Raw genomic sequence first — 19950 nt, forward strand, 5'->3', positions numbered from 1 at the left:
CTCAAGGCAATGTCTTCAGAGACCACTGGTGCGAGCTACGCCGCCGCGGGAGTCGACATCGAGGCGGGCGACACCGCCGTCGAGTTGATGAAGGAGTGGGTGCGCAAGGCGACCCGCCCCGAGGTGGTCGGCGGACTCGGCGGCTTCGCCGGGCTGTTCGACGCCAGCGCGCTGAAGCGCTACGAGCGCCCGCTGCTCGCCTCCGCCACCGACGGCGTCGGCACCAAGGTGGACATCGCCCGCCGCATGGGCGTGTACGACACCATCGGCCACGACCTGGTGGGCATGGTGGTGGACGACCTGGTGGTGTGCGGTGCCGAGCCGCTGTTCATGACCGACTACATCTGTGTCGGCAAGGTCTTCCCCGAGCGGGTCGCCGCCATCGTCAAGGGCATCGCCGAGGGCTGTTCGCTGGCCGGCTGCGCGCTGGTCGGCGGTGAGACCGCGGAGCACCCCGGGCTGCTCGGCGTCGACGAGTTCGACGTGGCCGGCGCCGGTACCGGTGTGGTCGAGGCGGACCGGCTGCTGGGCGCGGATCGCATCCGAAAGGGTGACGTGGTCATCGCCATCGAGTCCTCCGGACTTCACTCGAACGGGTACTCACTCGTTCGCCATGTGCTGTTCGACCGGGCTGGCTGGGCGCTGGACCGGGAGGTTCCGGAGTTCGGCCGGACGCTGGGCGAGGAACTGCTGGAGCCGACCAAGATCTACGCGCTGGACTGCCTGGCGCTCACCCGCACCGCCGAGGTGCACGCGTTCTCCCACATCACCGGCGGCGGGCTGGCCAACAACCTGGCCCGGGTGGTCCCCGACGGGCTGCACGCCGTGGTCGACCGCTCGACCTGGACCCCGGACCCGATCTTCGACCTGGTCGGCAGGTTGGGCGAGGTCAGCCGTCCGGAGCTGGAGAAGACGCTGAACATGGGCGTCGGCATGATCGCCGTGGTGCCGCCCGAGTCGGTGGACGTGGCGTTGACGACCCTCGCCGACCGCGGGGTGGACGCCTGGGTGGCGGGCGGGATCGAGGACCGCGGCGACCGTACCGAGGCGGTGGCGCTCACCGGCGACTACGCGGCCTAGGGCACCGGTAGGGCGCACGACGAAACCCGGTCCGGGCGAGGCCCGGACCGGGTGAGCGAGACGAAGGGTCAAGCGCGGCGACGCTGTTGCGACGAGTGGTGCCCCTCGGCGTCCTCGTCATCGTCGTCTTCGTCGGTGTTGTACAGATCCGCGTACCGTGCGTACGGGTCGTTGTTCCGCTCATCGTCGTCGTGCTCCGGCTTCACCGGTCGCGTCGGCGACGATGCGCCCAGCTCCTCGGCCAGACGTGAGAGATCCGTTCCGCCGCTGTTGTACTTCAGCTGGCGGGCGACCTTTGTCTGCTTGGCCTTGGCCCGGCCGCGCCCCATGGCTCGACCCCCTCAACGGCGGGGCTCGACGGCCCCGAGTCTTGACACGCGTTCATGAATGGGAACGGTCTCCATGGCGAAGACCGGCCCGTAGGGCTTCAACGGTACCTGCTTCCGCGCCCACACGGTACGTCGCCCGCACGACGCGCGTCGAAGCAGGGGCCGTTAACGGCCCCGTCCTAGCTGGTCAGCCACGATTTTACCTTCTTTCGCGGCGGGGCGACGGCCGGGTCGTGGTACGGGTCACCCCGTCAGTCAACCGTTGGGCGCAACCAGCTCTCGGCCGGGGTGCGGTCGGCCATCCGCTGCTCGGCCAACCGGTCCGCGGCGGCGGCTGGCGGAATTCCATCGGCCGCGGCGCGTTCGAATATTGCCAAAGTTGTGTCAAAGATCTTCGTGGCCTTTGCCTTCGCCCGGTCGAAATCGAACCCGTGCAACTCGTCGGCCACCTGGATCACGCCACCGGCATTCACCACGTAATCCGGCGCGTAAAGGATTCCGCGGTCGGCCAGATCCTTCTCCACGCCGGGATGCGCCAGTTGGTTGTTGGCGGCACCACAAACCACCGAGGCTGTGAGGTTGCGCACACTGTCGTCGTTCAGGGCGCCACCCAGTGCACACGGTGCGTAAACATCCAGCTGCGCGCCGATGAGTTCGTCGGTGCTCGCGACGGCCTCGACCCCGGGGTGGGCGGCGCGGATCCGCTCCACCGCGTCGGCCCGCACATCGGTGACCACCACGACCGCGCCGTCCGCCAGCAGGTGCTCCACCAGGTGGTGGCCGACCTTGCCGACGCCCGCGATGCCCACCCGCCGTCCGCGCAGCGTGGGGTCGCCCCAGCGCACCTGCGCGGAGGCCCGCATGCCCTGGAAGACGCCGTAGGCGGTGAGCACCGAGGAGTCGCCCGCCCCGCCGTTCTCCGGGGAACGGCCGGTGGTCCACGGGTTCTCGGCGGCGACGACGTCCATGTCGGCGACGTAGGTGCCGACGTCGCACGCGGTCACGTAGCGCCCGCCGAGCGAGGCGACGAACCGGCCGTAGGAGCGCAGGAGTTCAGGAGTCTTGTCGACCACCGGGTCACCGATGATGACGGCCTTGCCGCCGCCGTGGTCGAGCCCCGCGAGCGCGTTCTTGTAGCTCATGCCGCGGGCGAGGTTCAGCGCGTCCTCGACGGCGTCCTCGTCGCTGGCGTACGGGAAGAAGCGGGTGCCGCCGAGCGCGGGGCCCAGGGCGGTGGAGTGGATGGCGATGACGGCCTTCAGGCCGGTGTCGCGGTCCTGGCAGAGCACGACCTGTTCGTGTCCCCCCTGCTCCGATCGGAACAGCTTGGAGACCACGGAATCTGATGGACGTACGTCGGTCACGGTGGTGACTCCCGAGGTCGGTGAATAAGCCCTCCGGGAGGGTAGGGGAGGGCCCGTTGAACAGAAGACTAGGCCCGTTCACACGCTGTAGCGCCTGCCGTGTCACGGATCACCCCCGGGGTTGACGAAAGCCTTGCCCAGCGGGCCGGTGGATGGGAGACGGAAGGGCGGCGGGCGTGGCACGATGCGGCATACAGACGGCGACGAGGGAGCTGGTGTGGGCTGGTCTGCGGTTGCGGTGCCGTACGCCTCGTATCTGCGCGTCTACGAGCCTCTCGCGGCCTTTCCCGAGCCCGAGCGCAGCCACTGGAAGCGGTACGCCGCGGCGGGCCATCTGCCCACCGCCCAGGACGAGTTGCGCCAGTCGCTGGCCGATCTGGTGCCCGTGCCGCCGGTACCGGTTCCGGTGCACGAGAGCCAGGACGCGTTCGTCGTGGTGGCCGACGAGGTGACCCACATCTGTCCGTGGCGCACCCGGCTGCGCGCCTGGCTGGCCCTTGAGCAGCTCCAGGAGGAACTGCCCGCCCCGGTCCTGGACGCGGTGCTGCCGCCGCTCGTACGGCGCCAGACGGCCGCCGACTACGACCTGTGGCGGGTCGCCAACCCGGACGCCCGGCCGTGGATCCGATCGGCCACCTGGCATGTGCCGGTGCGCTGGTTCGTCCTTTTCGACGACGCCGAGCGGGAGTTCGAGCCGGGCGGCGTCTGCGCATCGGACGACGACGGCGACGAGAAGCGGCGCAGCGCGCCGGTGCTGCGCTACCGGGCGCCGATGGTGCAGGCGCGCCGCCGCGTGGCGCGGGGGCTGCGGGTGCTGCGGGACAGCCTGGAGGAGGGGCCGTTGATCGACGGCCTGGTGGACGTCGGCCGCTGGCTGGAGGAGTTCCACCCGCGCTCCTTGGTGGAGTTGGACTACGGCGGCCTGGTGCACGCGATTCCGGAGAGCCGTCTGGCCGGTGACCACAGCGCGGCGGAGGTGGCGGAGGGGCTCGCGGCGCTGCGCGAGGGCGACGGCGCCCGGGCCGCGGAGACCTATGCCCGGCTGACCGCCCGCTGGCGCGGGGTGCGCGAGCTGCAGTACGCGAGCTGAACGCGCGTTTGACCCGCACGTGGTGATGTGTACCCTTACCGAACGCTTATCCCGGGAACGGGGTTTGGACTGGACCTGACCGGGTCCTTGGTCCCGATCCCGGCCAATTGGGCAAGCGTGATGGAGAGCACGTTTCCCGACTCTTGCCTCCATAGCTAACCCTCGTGTCAAAATAGGACAACTTGCGTGTTCTTGTCTCGTCCCGGTCCTTTGATCTCACTGTGACTGATCGTCACGCCTGCGTGACTGTCCGTTATGGCCCGGTCCATCGGCTTCCGCCGAGCTTGAACACCTGAGAGGGCAATTCCATCGGTTTGGCCGACACGGCTGGACAGATGGTGTAGTTGTAGTGCCGAGGACAAGCCGTTCGTCCTATTACCGACTCGGCTCGCGTCCGCCATTTCGGGCAACGCGGGTCAAGGTGCAGAATTTAGAGGAAAGAACCGTGATGGTTCGGTTCTCCCGAGGAGGCCGCTCATGACCGCTCGCACCCCTGATGCCGAGCCGCTGCTGACCCCCGCTGAGGTCGCCACCATGTTCCGTGTGGACCCCAAGACGGTCACGCGCTGGGCAAAGGCAGGCAAGCTCACGTCCATCCGCACGCTCGGTGGCCACCGCCGCTACCGCGAGGCGGAGGTTCGGGCTCTGCTCGCGGGCATTCCGCAGCAGCGTTCCGAGAGCTGAAACACCCCAGTACATCCGATTCCGGGTCCCCCAGCCCGGAACGCCTAAGCACTTCCTGACCCCTGTCCCCATCAGGGTTCGCCTCTAGATCGCGTCGGACTCCGCCGGGTCCGACGCGATCTTTTTGTGTTCGAAAGCTGTTCGGGTGGCGGTGCGGCGGGAGTGCAATTTCACATATTAAATTGACGGCATACGGAAGGGGTGGAAGTTCCACCTTCTCCGCATCTCTTCCGGTGACTCCCGTCACATGTGACGGTATTGCCGTCCGATGTAGGGATGCGGTAAGGGGGGCTCTGTCGGATTTTGGGTCAGCTGGGGGCGTCCGCGCCGCGCGGTTCCGAGGGGCACCCGTCCCCCGAGGGGGCCAGCAGCGCCAGGCGCAGCAGGCGGTGGCAGATCGGGCAGTGGCGGGTCAGATGGCCCCGGCCCGCGGCGGCCGACAGATGGGCGCGGAGCAGCGCGCGGGTCTCGTGTCGCGGGTTTCGAGCGGTCTGACGCTGCGCGTCTCCTGATACGGCTGTCGACATCGGGGTCCACCGCCTTCCGCTGGGCTTATGCCACAGGTACTCGCCGTTTCCCGGTGCGTCAAGGTCGCGGCGGCGCCAGGGTTTCGGACCCCGAACGGCAGAGTGTGAGCGGAAACGCAAAATAGCCCACATCCGAAGGATGTGGGCCGGTTGCGGTCCTGACGGGATTTGAACCCGCGGCCTCCACCTTGACAGGGTGGCGAGCACTCCAAACTGCTCCACAGGACCAGGTTTCGCAGCTCTCAGAACTTCCTGCGCTGCGATGAAGACTGTACAGCAGTGCGGGCCCCCAGGTCGAACTCGCGATTCGGCCTAGGGCCAGGCCGCGTCGATCGCCTTGAGGATGCGCTTGTCGGAGACCGGATAGGCGGTGCCCAGCGCGTGCGCGAAGTAGCTGACCCGCAGCTCCTCCAGCATCCAGCGGATCTCGCGCACCTCCGGCGGCACCGGCCGCCCCGGCTTGAGGGCGCCCAGCAACTGCGCGTACTCGTCCCGCATCTCGTGGACCTTGTCCATCCGGGTGCGGTCCCGCTGGGCGCCGGTGGGCATCTGCTGCAGCCGCCGGTCCACGGCCACCAGATAGCGCAGCAGGTCCGGCAGGCGGCGCCAGCCGGCGGCGGTGACGAAGCCGGGGTGGACCAGGCCCGCGAGCTGCTCCTTGACGTCGGTGAGGTTGGGCAGCAGCACCGGGCTGGTCGTCGCCTTCAGCCGCCGCTCGCACGACTGCCAGGCGGCCAGCACCTGGCGCACCTTGGCGACCGTGTCGAACGTGGTGTCGACCACATCGGCCCGCACCTTGTCGAACAGCTTGCGGAAGCCCTCCTCGTCCCATGCCGGCCCACCGTGGTCGGCGATCAGCTTGTCCGTGGCGGCGGTCACACAGTCGTCGAACAGTGCCTGCACACTGCCGTGCGGGCTGCGGGAGAGCGCCAGCTTGTCCGCGTTGGTCAGCTTGGACTGGGCGAACTTGGCGGGGTTGGAAGGCAGGTTGAGCAGGATCAGCCGACGGGTGCCGCGCCACATGGCCTCCGCCTGCTCGGCCTCGGTGTCGAACAGCTTGACGGCGACCGACTCGCCCTCGTCCACCAGCGCCGGGAACGCCCTGACCGGCTGTCCGGCCCGCCGGGTCTCGAAGGCGGCCGGCAGCGTGCCGATCGTCCACTGGGTCAGCCCGCTGCGCTGCTCGATGCCGATGGATCCGGCGGCCTTGGAGATCGCCTCCCGGGTCTTCGGCTTGAGCTTCAGCTTCAGCGCTTCGAGGTCCTTGTCCTCGGCGAGCTTGCGCCTGCGCTCGTCGACCACCCGGAAGGTCATTTTCAGGTGGTCGGGGATCCTGGACAGGTCGAAGTCCTCGGGGTGCACGTCCACCCCGACCATCCGGTGCAGCTCGTCCGCCAGCACGGTGGTCAGCGGCTCGGGGCCGGCCACCGCGCGCTCCAGGAACACCTTTGCGTAGTTGGGCGCGGGGACGCACATCCGGCGGATCGGCTTGGGCAGCGAGCGGATCAGCTCGGTGACCAGGTCCTCCCGCAGCCCCCTGATCTGCCAGTCGAACCCGTCCGGGGTCACCTGGTTGAGCACCTGGAGTGGGATATGCACGGTGACGCCGTCCGCGTCCGCGCCCGGCTCGAACTGGTACGTCACCTTGAACTTGAGCTTGCCCTGGCGCCAGGAGTCCGGGTAGTCGTCCTTGGTGACCGCTTCCGCCGACTCGTTGATCAGCATGGAGTGCTCGAAGTTGAGCAGTTCCGGTTCCTCGCGGCGCTTGTGCTTCCACCACGAGTCGAAGTGGGCGCCGGACACCACGTGTTCAGGTAGCCGCTCGTCGTAGAAGTCGAACAGCGCCTCGTCGTCCACCAGGATGTCGCGGCGGCGCGCCCGGTGCTCCAACTCCTCGACCTCGCCGAGGAGTTTGCGGTTGTCGTGGAAGAACTGGTGGTGGGTGCGCCAGTCACCCTCGACCAGGGCGCTGCGGATGAACAGCTCGCGGGAGACCTCGGGGTCGATCCGGCCGTAGTTGACCTTGCGCTGGGCGACCAGCGGTACGCCGTACAGCGTGACCCGCTCGTAGGCCATCACCGCGGCCTGCTTCTGCTCCCAGTGCGGTTCGCTGTAGGTGCGCTTGACCAGGTGCTGGGCCAGCGGTTCGACCCACTCCGGTTCGATTCTGGCGTTGACCCGGGCCCACAGCCGCGAGGTCTCCACCAGCTCGGCCGACATGATCCAGCGCGGCGGCTTCTTGAACAGCGCGGAGCCGGGGAAGACCGCGAACTTGGCGCTGCGCGCGCCCAGGTACTCGTTCTTGTCCGTGTCCTTGAGACCGATGTGCGACAGCAACCCGGCCAGCAGCGAGGTGTGGACACGCAGCGGGTCGGCGTCCTCCTCGTTGATGTGGATGTCCATCGTCCTGGCGACGGTGCGCAACTGGCTGTAGATGTCCTGCCATTCGCGTATCCGCAGGTAGTTGAGGAACTCCGAGCGGCACATCCGGCGGAACGCGGCGGAGGACAGGGTCTTCTGCTGCTCGCGGACGTACCGCCACAGGTTGAGGAACGCCAGGAAGTCACTGGTCTCGTCGGCGAACCTGCGGTGCTTCTCGTCGGCCTGCTGCTGCTTGTCGGAGGGGCGCTCGCGCGGGTCCTGGATGGACAGCGCGGCGGCGATCACCATGACCTCGCGTACGCAGCCGTTGCGGTCCGCCTCCAGGACCATCCGGGCCAGCCGGGGGTCGACAGGCAGCTGGGAGAGTTTGCGGCCGACCGGGGTGAGGCGTTTGCGGACGTCCTTCTGCTGGGGGTCCAACGCGCCGAGTTCTTCCAGCAGTTGGACGCCGTCCTTGATGTGGCGGCTGTCCGGCGGGTCGATGAACGGGAACCTGGCGATGTCTCCCAGGCCCGCGGCGGTCATCTGGAGGATGACCGAGGCCAGGTTGGTGCGCAGGATCTCGGCGTCGGTGAACTCCGGGCGGGATTCGAAGTCGTCCTCGGAGTACAGCCGGACGCAGATGCCGTCGGAGGTTCGGCCGCAGCGGCCCTTGCGCTGGTTGGCGCTGGCCTGGCTGATCGGCTCGATGGGCAGCCGCTGCACCTTGGTGCGGTGGCTGTAGCGGGAGATGCGGGCGGTGCCCGGGTCGATGACGTACTTGATGCCGGGAACGGTCAGCGATGTCTCCGCCACGTTGGTGGCGAGCACGATGCGGCGGACCGCCCCCTGGCCGGGCCTTTGGAACACCCGGTGCTGCTCGGCGTGTGACAGCCGCGCGTACAGCGGCAGCACCTCGGTAGCCTGCCCATATGCGCCTCCGGCGCGGGTCAGGTTCTTCTTGTTGAGCGCGTCCGCGGTGTCGCGGATCTCCCGTTCGCCGGAGAGGAAGACCAGGATGTCGCCCGGTCCCTCGCGCTGCAGCTCGTCCACGGCGTCGCAGATCGCGGTGACCTGGTCGCGGTCGGCGTCCTCGCCGCCCTCTTCCAGCAGCGGCCGGTAGCGCACCTCCACCGGGTACGTACGGCCGGAGACCTCGACGATCGGCGCGTCGCCGAAGTGCCGGGAGAACCGCTCCGGGTCGATGGTCGCCGAGGTGATGACGACCTTCAGCTCGGGGCGGCGGGGCAGCAGCTGGGCCAGATAGCCGAGGATGAAGTCGATGTTGAGGCTGCGTTCGTGCGCCTCGTCGATGATGATCGTGTCGTACTGGCGCAGCTCGCGGTCGGTCTGGATCTCGGCCAGCATGATGCCGTCGGTCATCAGCTTCACCAGGGTGGAGTCGCCCACCTGGTCGGTGAAGCGGACCTTCCAACCGACCGCGGAGCCCAGCGGGGTGTCCAGTTCCTCCGCGACCCGCTCGGCCACCGTACGGGCCGCGAGCCTGCGCGGCTGGGTGTGGCCGATCAGGCCCCGGACGCCGCGGCCCAGCTCCAGACAGATCTTGGGGATCTGGGTGGTCTTTCCGGAGCCCGTCTCGCCCGCGACGATCACCACCTGGTGGTCCCTGATCGCCGCCAGGATCTCGTCCCTCTTCTGGCTGACCGGCAGCTGTTCCGGATATGTGACGGTGGGCACGGAGGCGCGGCGCCGGGCGACCCGGGCCTCGGCCTCCTCGATCTGCGCGGCGATCTCCGCGTAGACCGCGGCGCGGGCCTCGGGCTTGCGGATCTTGCTGGCACCGTCGAGTCGGCGGCCGAGGCGGTGCTGGTCGCGCAGCGTCAGTTCGGGCAGCCGCTCCAGGAGGGCTGTCAGGGCGGGGGCAGGCGCAGTGGACATACGGCTCCCAGGATCTCACCCGCCGCGTGCGTGCCGCGAACGGGTTTCACGGCGTGCGCGACGCCCGGCCGACCGGGAGGGTGGGCGGCATGAGCCAGCAACGGGATACGGGCCGTGCACACCGGATTCGGGAGAAGTGGCACGCCTTCCGCGTGTCGCCGTTCCTGCCCGCGGTGGTGGTCACGTTCATCGTCGCGGTGGCCGCGGGGCTGTTCGCGGGCTCGTACACGTACGCCTTCGCCAACCCGACTCCGCGTCACATTCCGACCGCCGTCACCGGTGTCCCGGCCTCCGAGGTCAAGCGGGCGCAGTTCGTACAGGGCATGGAGAGGGCGCTCGGCGCGTCGCTCCGGCTGCGCCACTACCCGACCTACGCGCAGGCGCTGCACGCCGTCAACGAGCAGCAGGTCTTCGCGATCCTCCAGGAGCGAAGGGGCAGAGCGGAGCTGGACCTCTCCGGCGCGTCCGGTGCCTCCGTCGCCCAGCTGCTGGCGGAGGCGGCGCCGCGGGTCAGTTCGTCGGTCGGGGTACCGCTGGTCGTGAAGGACATCAGGCCGTTGCAGCCGGGTGACCCGCGCGGCCTGGCCGTCTTCTACATCTCGCTGGCCTCGGTGATCCTCGGCTTCATCGGCGCGGTGCAGTTGAGCGTGCACGCCAAGGAGCTCACACCGGCGGAGCGGATCGCCTTCACGGTGGCCTACTCGCTGCTCGGCGGCTTCTCGATCTGCGCGGTGGTGGACTGGGGGCTGGGCGCGCTACGGCTGCCGTTCGTGGAGTCCTGGCTGATCCTGGCGCTGACGATGTTCACCTCGGGGATGGTCTTCAGCATGTTCAACGTCCTGATCGGGCGCTGGGCGCTGCTGCCGACCTGGGGGCTGATGGTGATGCTCGGCAACCCGTCCTCGGGCGGCGCGGTCTCCTGGCCGCTGCTGCCGTCCCTGCTCGGTACCGTCGGCCGCTGGCTGCCCCCGGGCGCCTCGGTCAACGCCCAGCACACCGCCGTCTACTTCCGCCACTACCAGCACCCGTTCCCGTTCGCCGTCCTCGCGGTCTGGGCCGTGGCGGCCGGCACGGTCTTCTGGGTGTGGCGGCACCGGCATCCGGGCGGGCGGTAGCACGGGATGGGCGGGGTCTCATACGAGTGAACGAGGCGACAACGACGAAGACCCCGCCGGGGCGGGGTCTTCGTCGTGCGGTGGCTGGGGCCGGGGTCGAACCGGCGACCTACCGCTTTTCAGGCGGTCGCTCGTACCAACTGAGCTACCCAGCCGCAGCGGTCCTGACGGGATTTGAACCCGCGGCCTCCACCTTGACAGGGTGGCGAGCACTCCAAACTGCTCCACAGGACCAAGCTTGTGCGAGCACTAGTCTCGCACATGGTGGTGCGTGCCCCCAACGGGATTCGAACCCGTGCTACCGCCTTGAAAGGGCGGCGTCCTGGGCCACTAGACGATGAGGGCTGATGGCCCGCCTTGGCGCGTTTTCCTGCCGCCGTCGGGGACGTGAGAAGCATATGGGATGCCGAGCGGTATCGCCAAAACGGTTTCAATGCGGGTCAGCCCCAGCCCAACTCGTGCAGCCGCGCGTCGTCGATGCCGAAGTGGTGGGCGACCTCGTGGACCACCGTCACCGCCACCTCGTGCACCACTTCCTCCGGCTCCTGGCAGTGCCGCAGGATCGGCCCCATGTAGATGGTGATCCGGTCGGGGAGCACGCCCGCGTACCACTCGCCGCGTTCGGTCAGCGGAGTCCCCTCGTACAGGCCCATCAGCTCCGGGCCCGACGGGTCGGGCTCGTCCTCCACGAAGACCGCGATGTTGTCCATGGCCTGGGACAGCTCGGAGGGGATCCGGTCGAGTGCGGAACCGACCAGCTCCTCGAACTCCTCCCGCGACATCTTCAGCACCCCGCCATTCTCCCGGACCGGCGCGCCACGGCGAGCAGGACGAGCGCCGCGGCCTGTGTCGCGGCGACGGTGCCGACCAGCGCCCGCACCGAGTACCCGTACAGCGTCCCGGTGAGTGCCCCGCCGACCAGCGTGGCGGCGCCGACCACTCCGGCGAAGACGCCGTACGCGGTGGCCCGGCGGGCGGCCGGGACCAGGTCGGCGACGGTGGCCAGCAGCGTGGACTCCTGCACGCCGAGCGCCGCGCCCCAGGCCAGCGCACCGCCCACCGCCACCGCGACCGTGCCGGTGAACGCCAGCGCGGGCACCGCCGCGGTCAGCAGCGGCAGCGCCACCAGCGCCCGCACCCCGATCCTGTCGTACGCCCAGCCGGTGGCCAGCGCGCTCAGCGCGTCGGCCAGCATCACCCCCGCGTACAGCACCGGCACCGCCGCGTCCCCGGCGCCGGTGACCACGCCGATCACCGCAGCCGAACCGCCGAGCGAGCCCAGCAGCGGTCCGGTGACCGAGCGGGCGCCCTCGTAGACGAAGTCCGCCAGCAGGCTGACGACGCCGAAGGAGACCACGAAGCGCCAGGGAGGCAGCGCAGCCCTGGCGGCGGTCATCCCCGGCTCATCCCCACAGGACCCGGGCCAGCCCGGCTCCGGCGAAGGCGGCGGTGACCCCGGCGACCACGCTGGCCACCACGTTCGCCACGGCGAGCAGTCGCGCGCCCTGCTCGGCCAGCCGCAGCGTCTCGTAGCTGAACGTCGAGTACGTGGTCAGCGCCCCGCACAGGCCGGTGCCGAGCAGCAGTTGCAGCCGCGAGGACGCGGCCCCCGCCGCGGCCGCGCCGGTGAGCGTGCCGAGGACCAGACAGCCGATCACGTTGACGGTGAACGTCCCCCAGGGGAAGAGCGTGTCGTGTCGGGACTGGACCGTGCGGTCGGTCAGATAGCGCAGCGGGGCGCCGACCACCGCTCCGGCGATCACCAGTAGCCAGTTCACCGCCGCTCCTCGTTTCCCACGTACCGGATGACCTCGCACTCGTCGAGGGTCACCAGGCCCTCCGAGACCAGTTCGTCGAGTTGCGGCAGGAAAGCCCGCACCCGCTCCTCGGTGTCGACGATCACCACGGCCACCGGAAGGTCCTCGCTGAGCGACAGCAGCCGTGAGGTGTGGATCAGTGAGGACGCGCCGAAGCCCTCGACTCCCTTGAAGACGGAGGCGCCGGCGAGCCCGGCGGCGTGCGCGCGGTGCACGATCTCGCTGTGCAGCGGCCGGTGGTGCCAGGTGTCGTTCTCCCCGACGTAGATCGTCACCCGCAGCGCGGGACCGGTCAGTCGCATCGTGCCTCCCGCCGGTCGAGGAAGCGGCGGGTCAACGCCGCCGCCGTCCATACCGATACCAGGGCGGCCACCGCCGTCCCGGTCAAGTAGCCCAGCGCCACGCCAATCTGATCACCCGTCAGTAGCCGCTGTGTGTCGACCGCGTAGGTGGAGAACGTGGTGAACCCGCCGAGCACGCCGGTGCCGAAGAACGGCCGCACCAGACGGTGCGCCGAGACCCCCTCGGTGATCACCACCATGAAGACCCCGATCACCGCGCAGCCCACCGCGTTGACCAGCAGCGTGGTCCACGGGAACGTCCCGTGCCCGGTCGGCCACAGCAGCGAGGCGCCGTATCGGGCGCACGCGCCGAGCGCGCCGCCGAGCGCGATCACCGCGAGGGCGGGGAGCTGGCCGCGCAGCGGCGACCGGCGGATGGGCGGGGAGGGGGTGAACCGCGGACCGGGCTGGTGCGCGGTCGGGGTCTTCGGCCCGGTTCCTGGCATGGACGCTTCCGCCTCCACTTTCGCCTCCTACTCGCGTGGCGCCCCTTGGTGTGCGGGCGCGCTCCATCGGCAAGTAGGGACCGTTGGCGGCTGACACCGCGGTTCGGGTACGGCGGGCCCCACCGCCGCGCGGCCGCCGTAGACCGGGCGGACCGCTTTTCCCACCCTAACGGGATGCCGTCCGGCGCACCCGACGTGCTCCCGTGTCCTCCGGCCGGGGGAATGCGTTGGGTAGGCCGTGACTCGACTTTCCGCGCGGGCCCGTAGGGCCGCCGCCGCGCTGCCGTTGGTGTTCCTGCTCGCTGGGACCGCGGGTTGTCTGCGGTTCTCCGAGCCAGGCCGTCCGCAACCGCATGGCTCGACGGCTCCCTCGGCCGGTGCGGGCAGCGCGAGCGCGGACCCGCACGACGACGCAGCCCGGACGCGCGGGGCGCTGCCGGGCGTGCCCGGGGACGCCTCGGTCTCGCCGGGCGCGGCTTCGGTGCAGGCGGCGGCGCCGTCCGCGGGGCACCCGGCGGACCAGCCCGCCCCCGCGGGGCCCGGACGGCCGCCCTCCGGGCAGCACGGCCCGGCGCCCCGGCCGTCGTCGGAGCGGCCGAGCCCGCCCGCGGGGCCGCCGCCGGTGTCCAGCCCGGTGTCCACCCCGACGCCGACGCCTCCGCCGTCCACCGGCGGGGCCTCGCCCTCGCCGGGCGCGCAGCCGAAGGCCGGGGGCTGAGACGGCGGCCCCGGATGTCACGCCGCTCACCCCGGCTGGGAAGGCGATTTGGCGTTCAGCGCCGTCTGTCGGTATGGTGGTAGATCGTTTGCCCCATTTCCCCGGCGCCACACCGAAGCGCGCCGTGCGGCGCGTTCCTTGACTCCTGTGGCTGACCGCATCGAGGCGGTTGTAAGCAACCTGCGGAGCTGGCGCGTGCCCAGTCTCCGAGAGGTTCAGCTTCAGCATGTCCATTGACACTGCCGACCGTTCTGCCATGCCCGAGAACATCGAGGTCGACACCGCTTCCGAGGAAGCCCCCAGCATCACCTTCGCGGACCTCGGGCTGCCCGAGCAGATCGTCCGCAAGCTCGCGCAGAACGGTGTGACCACCCCGTTCCCGATCCAGGCCGCCACCATTCCGGACGCCCTGGAGGGCAAGGACATCCTGGGCCGCGGTCGTACCGGCTCCGGCAAGACCCTGTCGTTCGGCCTGCCGCTGCTGACCACGCTCGCGGGCGGCCGCACCGAGCAGAAGCGCCCGCGCGGTGTGATCCTCACCCCGACCCGCGAGCTGGCGATGCAGGTCTCCGACGCGCTCCAGCCGTACGGCGACGTGCTCGGGCTGAAGCTCAAGGTGGTCTGCGGCGGCACCTCGATGGCCAACCAGATCTACGCGCTGGAGCGCGGCGTCGACATCCTCGTCGCCACCCCGGGCCGGCTGCGCGACCTGATCGACCGCGGCGCCTGCGCCCTCGACCAGGTGCGGATCGCGGTGCTCGACGAGGCCGACCAGATGGCCGACATGGGCTTCCTGCCCGAGGTCACCGAGATCCTCGACCTGGTGCCGGCCGGCGGCCAGCGGCTGCTGTTCTCCGCGACGCTGGAGAACGAGATCGACACGCTGGTCAAGCGGTACCTGGTGAGCCCGGTCACGCACGAGGTCGACCCCTCGGCGGGCGCGGTCACCACCATGACCCACCACGTGCTGGTCGTGAAGCCGAAGGACAAGGCGCCGGTCACCGCCGCCATCGCCGCCCGCAAGGGCCGCACGATCATCTTCGTCCGCACCCAGATGGGCGCCGACCGGGTCGCCGAGCAGCTGCGCGACGCGGGCGTACGGGCGGACGCGCTGCACGGCGGCATGACCCAGGGCGCGCGCACCCGCACGCTGGCCGACTTCAAGGACGGCTATGTGAACGTGCTGGTGGCGACGGACGTCGCCGCGCGCGGCATCCACGTGGACGGCATCGACCTGGTGCTGAACGTCGACCCGGCCGGTGACCACAAGGACTACCTGCACCGCTCGGGCCGTACCGCCCGCGCGGGTCAGAGCGGCACCGTGGTCTCGCTCGCCCTGCCGCACCAGCGCAAGACCATCTTCCGCTTGATGGAGGACGCGGGCGTCGAGGCGTCCCGCCACATCGTCGGCGGTGCGGGCTCGTTCGACGAGGACGTGGCCCGGATCACCGGCGCCCGCTCGCTGACCGAGGTCCAGGCGGACGCGGCCTCGAACGCGGCCCAGCAGGCCGAGCGCGATGTCGCCGAGCTGACCCGCGAGTTGGAGCGGGCGCAGCGCCGGGCGACCGAACTGCGCGAGGAGGCCGACCGGTTGACCGCCCGCGCGGCGCGCGAGCGCGGTGAGTCGGTCCCCTCGGCCCCCTCGGCCGACGAGACGGAGCAGCCGGAGGCGGTTGTTCCGGCGCAGGCCGCCGCGCCGGTGGAGGAGCGGCGTGAACGCCGCAACGAGCGGGGCGAGTTCGAGCGCCGGGGCGACCGCGAGCGGTCGGAGCGTCCGGCCCGGTCCTCGTACGAGCGGCGGGAGGAGCGCGGCTCCTCCTACGAGCGGCGCGACGACCGGCGGCCGGTCAACCGGGACCGCGACCGGGACCGGTCCTTCGACCGCCGTGACGACCGCCGTCCGTTCAACCGCGACGAGCGCCGTGATGACCGCCGCGACGACCGCCGCCCGTTCAACCGGGACCGTCGTGACGAGCGTCCGGCGTTCAACCGCGACGACCGCGAGCGCCGCCCGTTCAACCGGGACCGTCGTGACGAGCGCCCGGCGTTCAACCGCGACGACCGCGAGCGCCGCTCGTTCGACCGCCGGGACGACCGGGGCGGTTTCAACCGCGACCACCGCGAGCGCCGTGACCACCGGGGCAGCGACCGCCCGTTCAACCGGGACCGTCGCGACGACCGTCCGGCGTTCAACCGGGACCGTGACGACCGCCGCCCGTACGGCCGTCGGGACGACCACCGGGGCGCGTCCGGCACCGGTGCCCGTGGCTTCGACCGCCGGGCGGACAAGCCGCGTTGGAAGCGCAACGGCTGACGGCGGTAGCTGACCGAGACGAACCCGGACGATGTGCACCATCGTCCGGGTTCGTCGTTTTGTACCCGGAGGGCACGGCCCGCCTGGGCGGTAACGGTCTGGTTTCATACCTTTAAATTCCGCACGCGCTGCTTTGGAACCACCATCGCGGGGAAACGCAGTGGGCATGACAGAACTCAATGGTTCCCCGGGCGAAAGAATCGCCGCCGAACACCCCCCGCCGCCGCACGACTCCGACGAGGAGCGGCTGCGCCAACTCGGCTACACCCAGGTGCTGGCGCGGCGGATGACGGCGTTCTCCAACTTCGCCGTCTCCTTCACCATCATCTCGGTGCTATCCGGCTGTCTGACGCTCTACGGCTTCGGCATGAACACCGGCGGCCCGGCGATGCTGATCTGGGGCTGGGTCGGGGTTGGCCTGATGACGCTGATCGTCGGGCTGGCGATGGCGGAGGTGTGTTCGGCGTATCCGACCTCGGCCGGGCTGTACTTCTGGGCGCACCGGCTGGCGCCGCCCCGGACCGCCGCCGCCTGGGCCTGGTTCACCGGCTGGTTCAACGTGCTCGGCCAGATCGCGGTGACCGCCGGTGTGGACTTCGGCGCGGCGAGCTTCCTGGGCGCCTATCTGAACCTCCAGTTCGGCTTCACGGTGACCGCGCCGCGCACCATCGGGCTGTTCGCGGTGATCCTGCTGCTGCACGGTCTGCTGAACACGTTCGGCGTGCGGATCGTGGCGATCCTCAACGACGTCAGCGTGTGGTGGCACGTCCTCGGCGTGGCGGTGATCGTCGGCGCGCTCACCCTCGCACCGGCCAAGCACCAGTCCGCGTCCTTCGTCTTCACCCACTTCGTCAACAACACCGGCTGGCACAGCTCCCTGTACGTGGGACTGCTGAGCCTTCTCGTGGCGCAGTACACCTTCACCGGCTACGACGCCTCCGCCCACATGACCGAGGAGACCAAGGACGCCTCGGTGGCCGGGCCGCGCGGCATCGTGCGCTCCATCTGGCTGTCCTGGATCGCGGGCCTGGTGCTGCTGCTGGGCTTCACCTTCGCCATCCAGTCCTGGGACGGCACGTTGAACACCAGGACCGGAGTGCCGCCCGCGCAGATCCTGCTGGACGCGGTCGGCGCGACCGGCGGCAAGCTGCTGCTCCTGGTGGCGATCGGCGCGATGCTGTTCTGCGGGATGTCGTCGGTGACGGCCAACAGCCGGATGATCTACGCCTTTTCACGGGACGGCGCGCTGCCGTACTCGCGCGTCTGGCAGCGGATCAACCCGCGCACCCGCACCCCCACCAACGCGGTCTGGCTCGCCGCCCTGGGCGCGCTGGTCCTGGGCCTGCCGTACCTGATCAACTCGACCGCCTACGGGGCGGTGACGTCCATCGCCACCATCGGCCAGTACATCGCCTACGTCATCCCCATCTACCTGCGGCTGCGACAGGGCGACCGCTTCGACCGCGGCCCCTGGCACCTGGGCCGCTGGAGCCGTCCGATCGGCGTGGTGTCGGTGGCCTGGGTGACGCTGATCACGCTGCTGTTCATGCTGCCGCAGTCCAGTCCGGTGACCGCCGAGACCTTCAACTACGCGGTGATCGCCGTGCTGGCGGTGCTGGGCTTCGCCGCCACCTGGTGGCTGCTGTCGGCCCGCGGCTGGTTCCTCAAGGATCCGCGGCCCACCGACACCATATGAGATCGAAGCCAGGGCCCCCGCCCGGCTATGCTGCGGGGTGCGGGCCATTAGCTCAATTGGCAGAGCAGTGGACTTTTAATCCATTGGTTCAGGGTTCGAGCCCCTGATGGCCCACCGGCCCAGCGCCCCTCGCGGGGCGCTGACCTGTGAGATCGCGCCCCGGCTGGTTGCTTCGGCCGGGGCGCTTTCCCTTACCCGGGGCGTCCGCGGGGGTGGGCGGCTCGGCATCCGCCGACGGAGCGGACGCCGGACGGGGCACGCGGGACGGTTCCGCGGCGGCGTGACCGCACAGATGACGGCGGGTCAGGCTTGCGGCGTGTCGGCGCTGAGGGTGGTGTTGGAGCGCCTCCGCCACGGCGCGCTGGGCCCGGTCGGTCGTCACCGCCGCGCGGACGTCCGACAGCGCGGTCCGGTACGCCGTACGGCCGCCGCGCTCGGCCCACCCCCGGTCACCGGCGTGGCGCCGCTGACCAGGGTCCTTCGGGGACGTTCAGGGGCGCTTGGGGTCGAGGACCGCCGGGAGCTTCGGGGTGTGCGTCTTCGGGAGCTCCTTGGCGCCGGGGGTGCCGAGTTGCTGGGCGAGCCAGGGCAGGGCCTGGGCGAACGCCCTGGAGCCGAACTGCCAGTCGTGGAAGCCCGGAGCCACGTTCACCTTGCAGCTGATGCCGTCCCTGCCGGCCGCCGCGCACAGCTTGTGGGCCTGGACGATGTGCTTGCCCTCCTGGTCGCCGCTCTCGAACCAGCCGGAGATGTGCCGGTACCTGCGGTGGTGGGCCAGCACGGTCAGCGGGTCATGGGCGTTCCACGCCGCGGCGCTGCCGCCGTACAGCTTGTTGATGGTCTGCTGCTTGTTGCCGCTGTTGGGGCCGATGTCCCCGGAGATGTCCTCGAAGTGCGTGAAGACGTCGGGGTGCTCGACGGTCATGTCGACCGCGCAGGTGCCGCCCATCGACCAGCCGGCCACACCCCACTTGGCGGGGCTGGTGCTGCTGCCGAAGGTCTTCTCGATGTACCGGGGCACGTCCTTGACCAGGTGGTCCTCGGCCATACCCAGCGGGCCGTTGACGCACTCGGTGTCCACCTTGAAGCCGCCCGCCGGGTCGGCGAAGACCAGTATCGGCGAGAAGCCGTGGTGCTTCTCGGCGTACGCGTCGGAGGTCGCCACGGCGTTTCCGGCCCGTACCCAGTTGTCGGGCTCGGAGAACTCGCCGCCGATCATCTCCAGCACCGGCAGCTTGGGGCGGGCCTTGCTGCGGAACCACGCGGGCGGCAGGTAGACGAGTTCCTGGCGCGGCCGGAATCCGCTGTTCCCGGGTATGTTCACCGACACGATGCGGCCGGTCTTGGTCTTGCCGGTCACCGTGCCCAGTTGGGCCAGGGTGATCTGCTGCGGCAGCGGGCTGTCGGTCAGCTCGCCGATCGCGTCGTCCAGCGTCGGGTAGTAGCCCGTCGACAGGTTGAGCGCGTTGGCCCCGCACAGGACGGCCAGCAGGATGGCGACCGGTGCCAGCAGCCGCCGCCACCACCGGGCGCCGCGCCAGCCGACCACCAGGACGACCAGCGCGGTGATCGCCACCCCTGCCCAGATCCACAGCGAGAACGGCAGTGGATCGGTGATCCCGGCCGTCCTGATCACGACCACCGCCAGGACTGCGGTCACCGCGGCGGACGCGACGACGGCCGCTGGCGCCCGGCGCAGCCGCCAGCGCCGGTCCCGCCAGCCGATGGCGGCGAGGCAGGCCAGCGCGGCCGCTATTTGGACGGTCCAGGGGAACCAGCCGTCGAGCAGTGAGACGTTCATGGCGGGGAAGCGTAACCACGCAGGTTATGCCGCCGATCGATTTTCGTACCCGTGAGCGATCTTGGGGCACGGCTGCGACAAAAGAAACCCGGCCGTGTCGGTGCCCGGCCCGCGGCGCTTTCCGTCAACTGACCTGCGGACAAGGCCCGTTGGGCGGGCGGCTGGGCGGAGCGGGAGTTGCGGTCGGGTCCGCGCGGGCCGTTCCGGGCGCCGGTCGTGTGCGCGAAGTCACCGGTGCCCACGAGGGCGGCAGGCGACTGAACCCGTGTCCGGCGTGCGACGTACCGTGATGTGACGCGAGACGCGCCGTAGCTTCCGGTACCCCGGGTACGGGAAGCTGGGGACGGCCGCCGGTGCCCGGTGCGGGC

The 19950-nt window shown here is 70.2% G+C and carries 17 protein-coding genes and 5 tRNA genes; 8 read left to right on the forward strand and 14 right to left on the reverse strand.

Annotation, left to right across the window (positions count from 1 at the left end; translation table 11 throughout):
- The first annotated feature begins 9 nt into the window (after positions 1 to 9).
- Entirely contained in the window at positions 10 to 1080 is a 1071-nt protein-coding gene (gene purM / locus P3G67_RS20100; protein WP_276094672.1) for a phosphoribosylformylglycinamidine cyclo-ligase, read from the forward strand.
- A gap of 68 nt (positions 1081 to 1148) precedes the next feature.
- Here the strand turns inward: purM and P3G67_RS20105 are convergent, their stop codons facing one another.
- Both P3G67_RS20105 and P3G67_RS20110 read right to left on the reverse strand, forming a co-directional pair.
- Complete coding sequence (locus tag P3G67_RS20105; protein WP_269858673.1) at positions 1149 to 1409, reverse strand: DUF3073 domain-containing protein; 261 nt, start codon at positions 1407 to 1409, stop codon at positions 1149 to 1151.
- Positions 1410 to 1660: 251 nt separating this feature from the next.
- Positions 1661 to 2773 (reverse strand): Leu/Phe/Val dehydrogenase, encoded by a 1113-nt coding sequence (locus tag P3G67_RS20110; protein WP_276094673.1) that lies wholly within the window; start codon positions 2771 to 2773, stop codon positions 1661 to 1663.
- A 217-nt stretch (positions 2774 to 2990) separates the two neighbouring features.
- Here P3G67_RS20110 and P3G67_RS20115 point away from each other — a divergent pair, with 217 nt between their 5' ends.
- Both P3G67_RS20115 and bldC read left to right on the forward strand, forming a co-directional pair.
- A complete protein-coding gene (locus tag P3G67_RS20115; protein ID WP_391858303.1) occupies positions 2991 to 3863 on the forward strand; it encodes a hypothetical protein in 873 nt (290 codons plus the stop codon).
- 477 nt (positions 3864 to 4340) lie between these two features.
- Complete coding sequence (bldC, locus tag P3G67_RS20120; protein ID WP_003980577.1) at positions 4341 to 4547, forward strand: developmental transcriptional regulator BldC; 207 nt, start codon at positions 4341 to 4343, stop codon at positions 4545 to 4547.
- A gap of 308 nt (positions 4548 to 4855) precedes the next feature.
- On the opposite strand, the gene P3G67_RS20125 is transcribed toward bldC, so the two are convergent.
- The 3 genes from P3G67_RS20125 to hrpA form a co-directional block, all read right to left on the reverse strand.
- The gene (locus tag P3G67_RS20125; RefSeq protein ID WP_269858676.1) at positions 4856 to 5074 is read right to left on the reverse strand and encodes a DUF6274 family protein; all 219 of its coding nucleotides are present in this window, start codon (positions 5072 to 5074) and stop codon (positions 4856 to 4858) included.
- A 153-nt stretch (positions 5075 to 5227) separates the two neighbouring features.
- Positions 5228 to 5302 (reverse strand) — tRNA-Asp (locus tag P3G67_RS20130).
- An 84-nt stretch (positions 5303 to 5386) separates the two neighbouring features.
- Entirely contained in the window at positions 5387 to 9334 is a 3948-nt protein-coding gene (hrpA, locus tag P3G67_RS20135) for an ATP-dependent RNA helicase HrpA (protein WP_276094675.1), read from the reverse strand.
- Between the two features lie 89 nt (positions 9335 to 9423).
- On the opposite strand from hrpA, the gene P3G67_RS20140 reads away from it, so the two are divergent.
- The gene (locus P3G67_RS20140) at positions 9424 to 10449 is read left to right on the forward strand and encodes an ABC transporter permease (protein WP_276094676.1); all 1026 of its coding nucleotides are present in this window, start codon (positions 9424 to 9426) and stop codon (positions 10447 to 10449) included.
- Between the two features lie 81 nt (positions 10450 to 10530).
- Here P3G67_RS20140 and P3G67_RS20145 read toward each other — a convergent pair.
- From P3G67_RS20145 to crcB (P3G67_RS20180), 8 genes are all read right to left on the reverse strand, one after another.
- Positions 10531 to 10604, reverse strand: a tRNA-Phe gene (locus P3G67_RS20145).
- Between the two features lie 4 nt (positions 10605 to 10608).
- Positions 10609 to 10683: transfer RNA gene (locus P3G67_RS20150), tRNA-Asp, on the reverse strand.
- Positions 10684 to 10721: 38 nt separating this feature from the next.
- Positions 10722 to 10794, reverse strand: a tRNA-Glu gene (locus P3G67_RS20155).
- 95 nt (positions 10795 to 10889) lie between these two features.
- Positions 10890 to 11240 carry a metallopeptidase family protein gene (locus P3G67_RS20160; RefSeq protein ID WP_276094677.1) on the reverse strand — a complete coding sequence of 117 codons (351 nt, stop codon included), beginning with the start codon at positions 11238 to 11240 and terminating at the stop codon, positions 10890 to 10892.
- The gene (locus P3G67_RS20165) at positions 11234 to 11845 is read right to left on the reverse strand and encodes an MFS transporter (RefSeq protein ID WP_276094678.1); all 612 of its coding nucleotides are present in this window, start codon (positions 11843 to 11845) and stop codon (positions 11234 to 11236) included. The genes P3G67_RS20160 and P3G67_RS20165 overlap by 7 nt, the downstream gene beginning before the upstream one ends.
- A 7-nt stretch (positions 11846 to 11852) precedes the next feature.
- Positions 11853 to 12227 carry a fluoride efflux transporter CrcB gene (crcB, locus tag P3G67_RS20170; protein ID WP_276094679.1) on the reverse strand — a complete coding sequence of 125 codons (375 nt, stop codon included), beginning with the start codon at positions 12225 to 12227 and terminating at the stop codon, positions 11853 to 11855.
- A complete protein-coding gene (locus tag P3G67_RS20175; RefSeq protein ID WP_269858682.1) occupies positions 12224 to 12568 on the reverse strand; it encodes a DUF190 domain-containing protein in 345 nt (114 codons plus the stop codon). The genes crcB (P3G67_RS20170) and P3G67_RS20175 overlap by 4 nt, the downstream gene beginning before the upstream one ends.
- Positions 12559 to 13053 (reverse strand): fluoride efflux transporter CrcB, encoded by a 495-nt coding sequence (gene crcB, locus P3G67_RS20180; RefSeq protein ID WP_276094680.1) that lies wholly within the window; start codon positions 13051 to 13053, stop codon positions 12559 to 12561. Before crcB (P3G67_RS20180) ends, P3G67_RS20175 begins: the two co-directional genes overlap by 10 nt.
- Before the next feature lie 238 nt (positions 13054 to 13291).
- Between crcB (P3G67_RS20180) and P3G67_RS20185 the strand changes: the two genes are divergently transcribed.
- From P3G67_RS20185 to P3G67_RS20200, 4 genes are all read left to right on the forward strand, one after another.
- Positions 13292 to 13771, forward strand: coding sequence for a hypothetical protein (locus P3G67_RS20185; RefSeq protein ID WP_269858684.1), 480 nt, complete (start codon positions 13292 to 13294; stop codon positions 13769 to 13771).
- Between the two features lie 226 nt (positions 13772 to 13997).
- Positions 13998 to 16085: a DEAD/DEAH box helicase gene (locus P3G67_RS20190; protein WP_276094681.1), complete on the forward strand. Its 2088-nt coding sequence runs from the start codon at positions 13998 to 14000 to the stop codon at positions 16083 to 16085.
- A gap of 166 nt (positions 16086 to 16251) precedes the next feature.
- Positions 16252 to 17781: an amino acid permease gene (locus P3G67_RS20195; protein WP_276094682.1), complete on the forward strand. Its 1530-nt coding sequence runs from the start codon at positions 16252 to 16254 to the stop codon at positions 17779 to 17781.
- Positions 17782 to 17822: 41 nt separating this feature from the next.
- Positions 17823 to 17895: transfer RNA gene (locus P3G67_RS20200), tRNA-Lys, on the forward strand.
- A 376-nt stretch (positions 17896 to 18271) separates the two neighbouring features.
- Here the strand turns inward: P3G67_RS20200 and P3G67_RS20205 are convergent.
- The gene (locus tag P3G67_RS20205) at positions 18272 to 19582 is read right to left on the reverse strand and encodes an alpha/beta hydrolase (protein WP_276094683.1); all 1311 of its coding nucleotides are present in this window, start codon (positions 19580 to 19582) and stop codon (positions 18272 to 18274) included.
- Positions 19583 to 19950 lie beyond the last annotated feature (368 nt).

The organism is Streptomyces silvisoli (assembly GCF_029269905.1).
Classification (GTDB): domain Bacteria; phylum Actinomycetota; class Actinomycetes; order Streptomycetales; family Streptomycetaceae; genus Streptantibioticus_A; species Streptantibioticus_A silvisoli_A.

What these genes read in the sequence shown, in the direction of transcription:
- P3G67_RS20125 (WP_269858676.1), bottom strand. Translation starts at nt 5,074, where the DNA reads ATGTCGACAGCCGTATCAGGAGACGCGCAGCGTCAGACCGCTCGAAAC.
- P3G67_RS20190 (WP_276094681.1), top strand. Translation starts at nt 13,998, where the DNA reads ATGTCCATTGACACTGCCGACCGTTCTGCCATGCCCGAGAACATCGAG.
- P3G67_RS20165 (WP_276094678.1), bottom strand. Translation starts at nt 11,845, where the DNA reads ATGACCGCCGCCAGGGCTGCGCTGCCTCCCTGGCGCTTCGTGGTCTCC.
- P3G67_RS20175 (WP_269858682.1), bottom strand. Translation starts at nt 12,568, where the DNA reads ATGCGACTGACCGGTCCCGCGCTGCGGGTGACGATCTACGTCGGGGAG.
- purM (WP_276094672.1), top strand. Translation starts at nt 10, where the DNA reads ATGTCTTCAGAGACCACTGGTGCGAGCTACGCCGCCGCGGGAGTCGAC.
- P3G67_RS20140 (WP_276094676.1), top strand. Translation starts at nt 9,424, where the DNA reads ATGAGCCAGCAACGGGATACGGGCCGTGCACACCGGATTCGGGAGAAG.
- bldC (WP_003980577.1), top strand. Translation starts at nt 4,341, where the DNA reads ATGACCGCTCGCACCCCTGATGCCGAGCCGCTGCTGACCCCCGCTGAG.
- hrpA (WP_276094675.1), bottom strand. Translation starts at nt 9,334, where the DNA reads ATGTCCACTGCGCCTGCCCCCGCCCTGACAGCCCTCCTGGAGCGGCTG.
- P3G67_RS20195 (WP_276094682.1), top strand. Translation starts at nt 16,252, where the DNA reads ATGACAGAACTCAATGGTTCCCCGGGCGAAAGAATCGCCGCCGAACAC.
- crcB (WP_276094680.1), bottom strand. Translation starts at nt 13,053, where the DNA reads ATGCCAGGAACCGGGCCGAAGACCCCGACCGCGCACCAGCCCGGTCCG.
- P3G67_RS20105 (WP_269858673.1), bottom strand. Translation starts at nt 1,409, where the DNA reads ATGGGGCGCGGCCGGGCCAAGGCCAAGCAGACAAAGGTCGCCCGCCAG.
- P3G67_RS20205 (WP_276094683.1), bottom strand. Translation starts at nt 19,582, where the DNA reads ATGAACGTCTCACTGCTCGACGGCTGGTTCCCCTGGACCGTCCAAATA.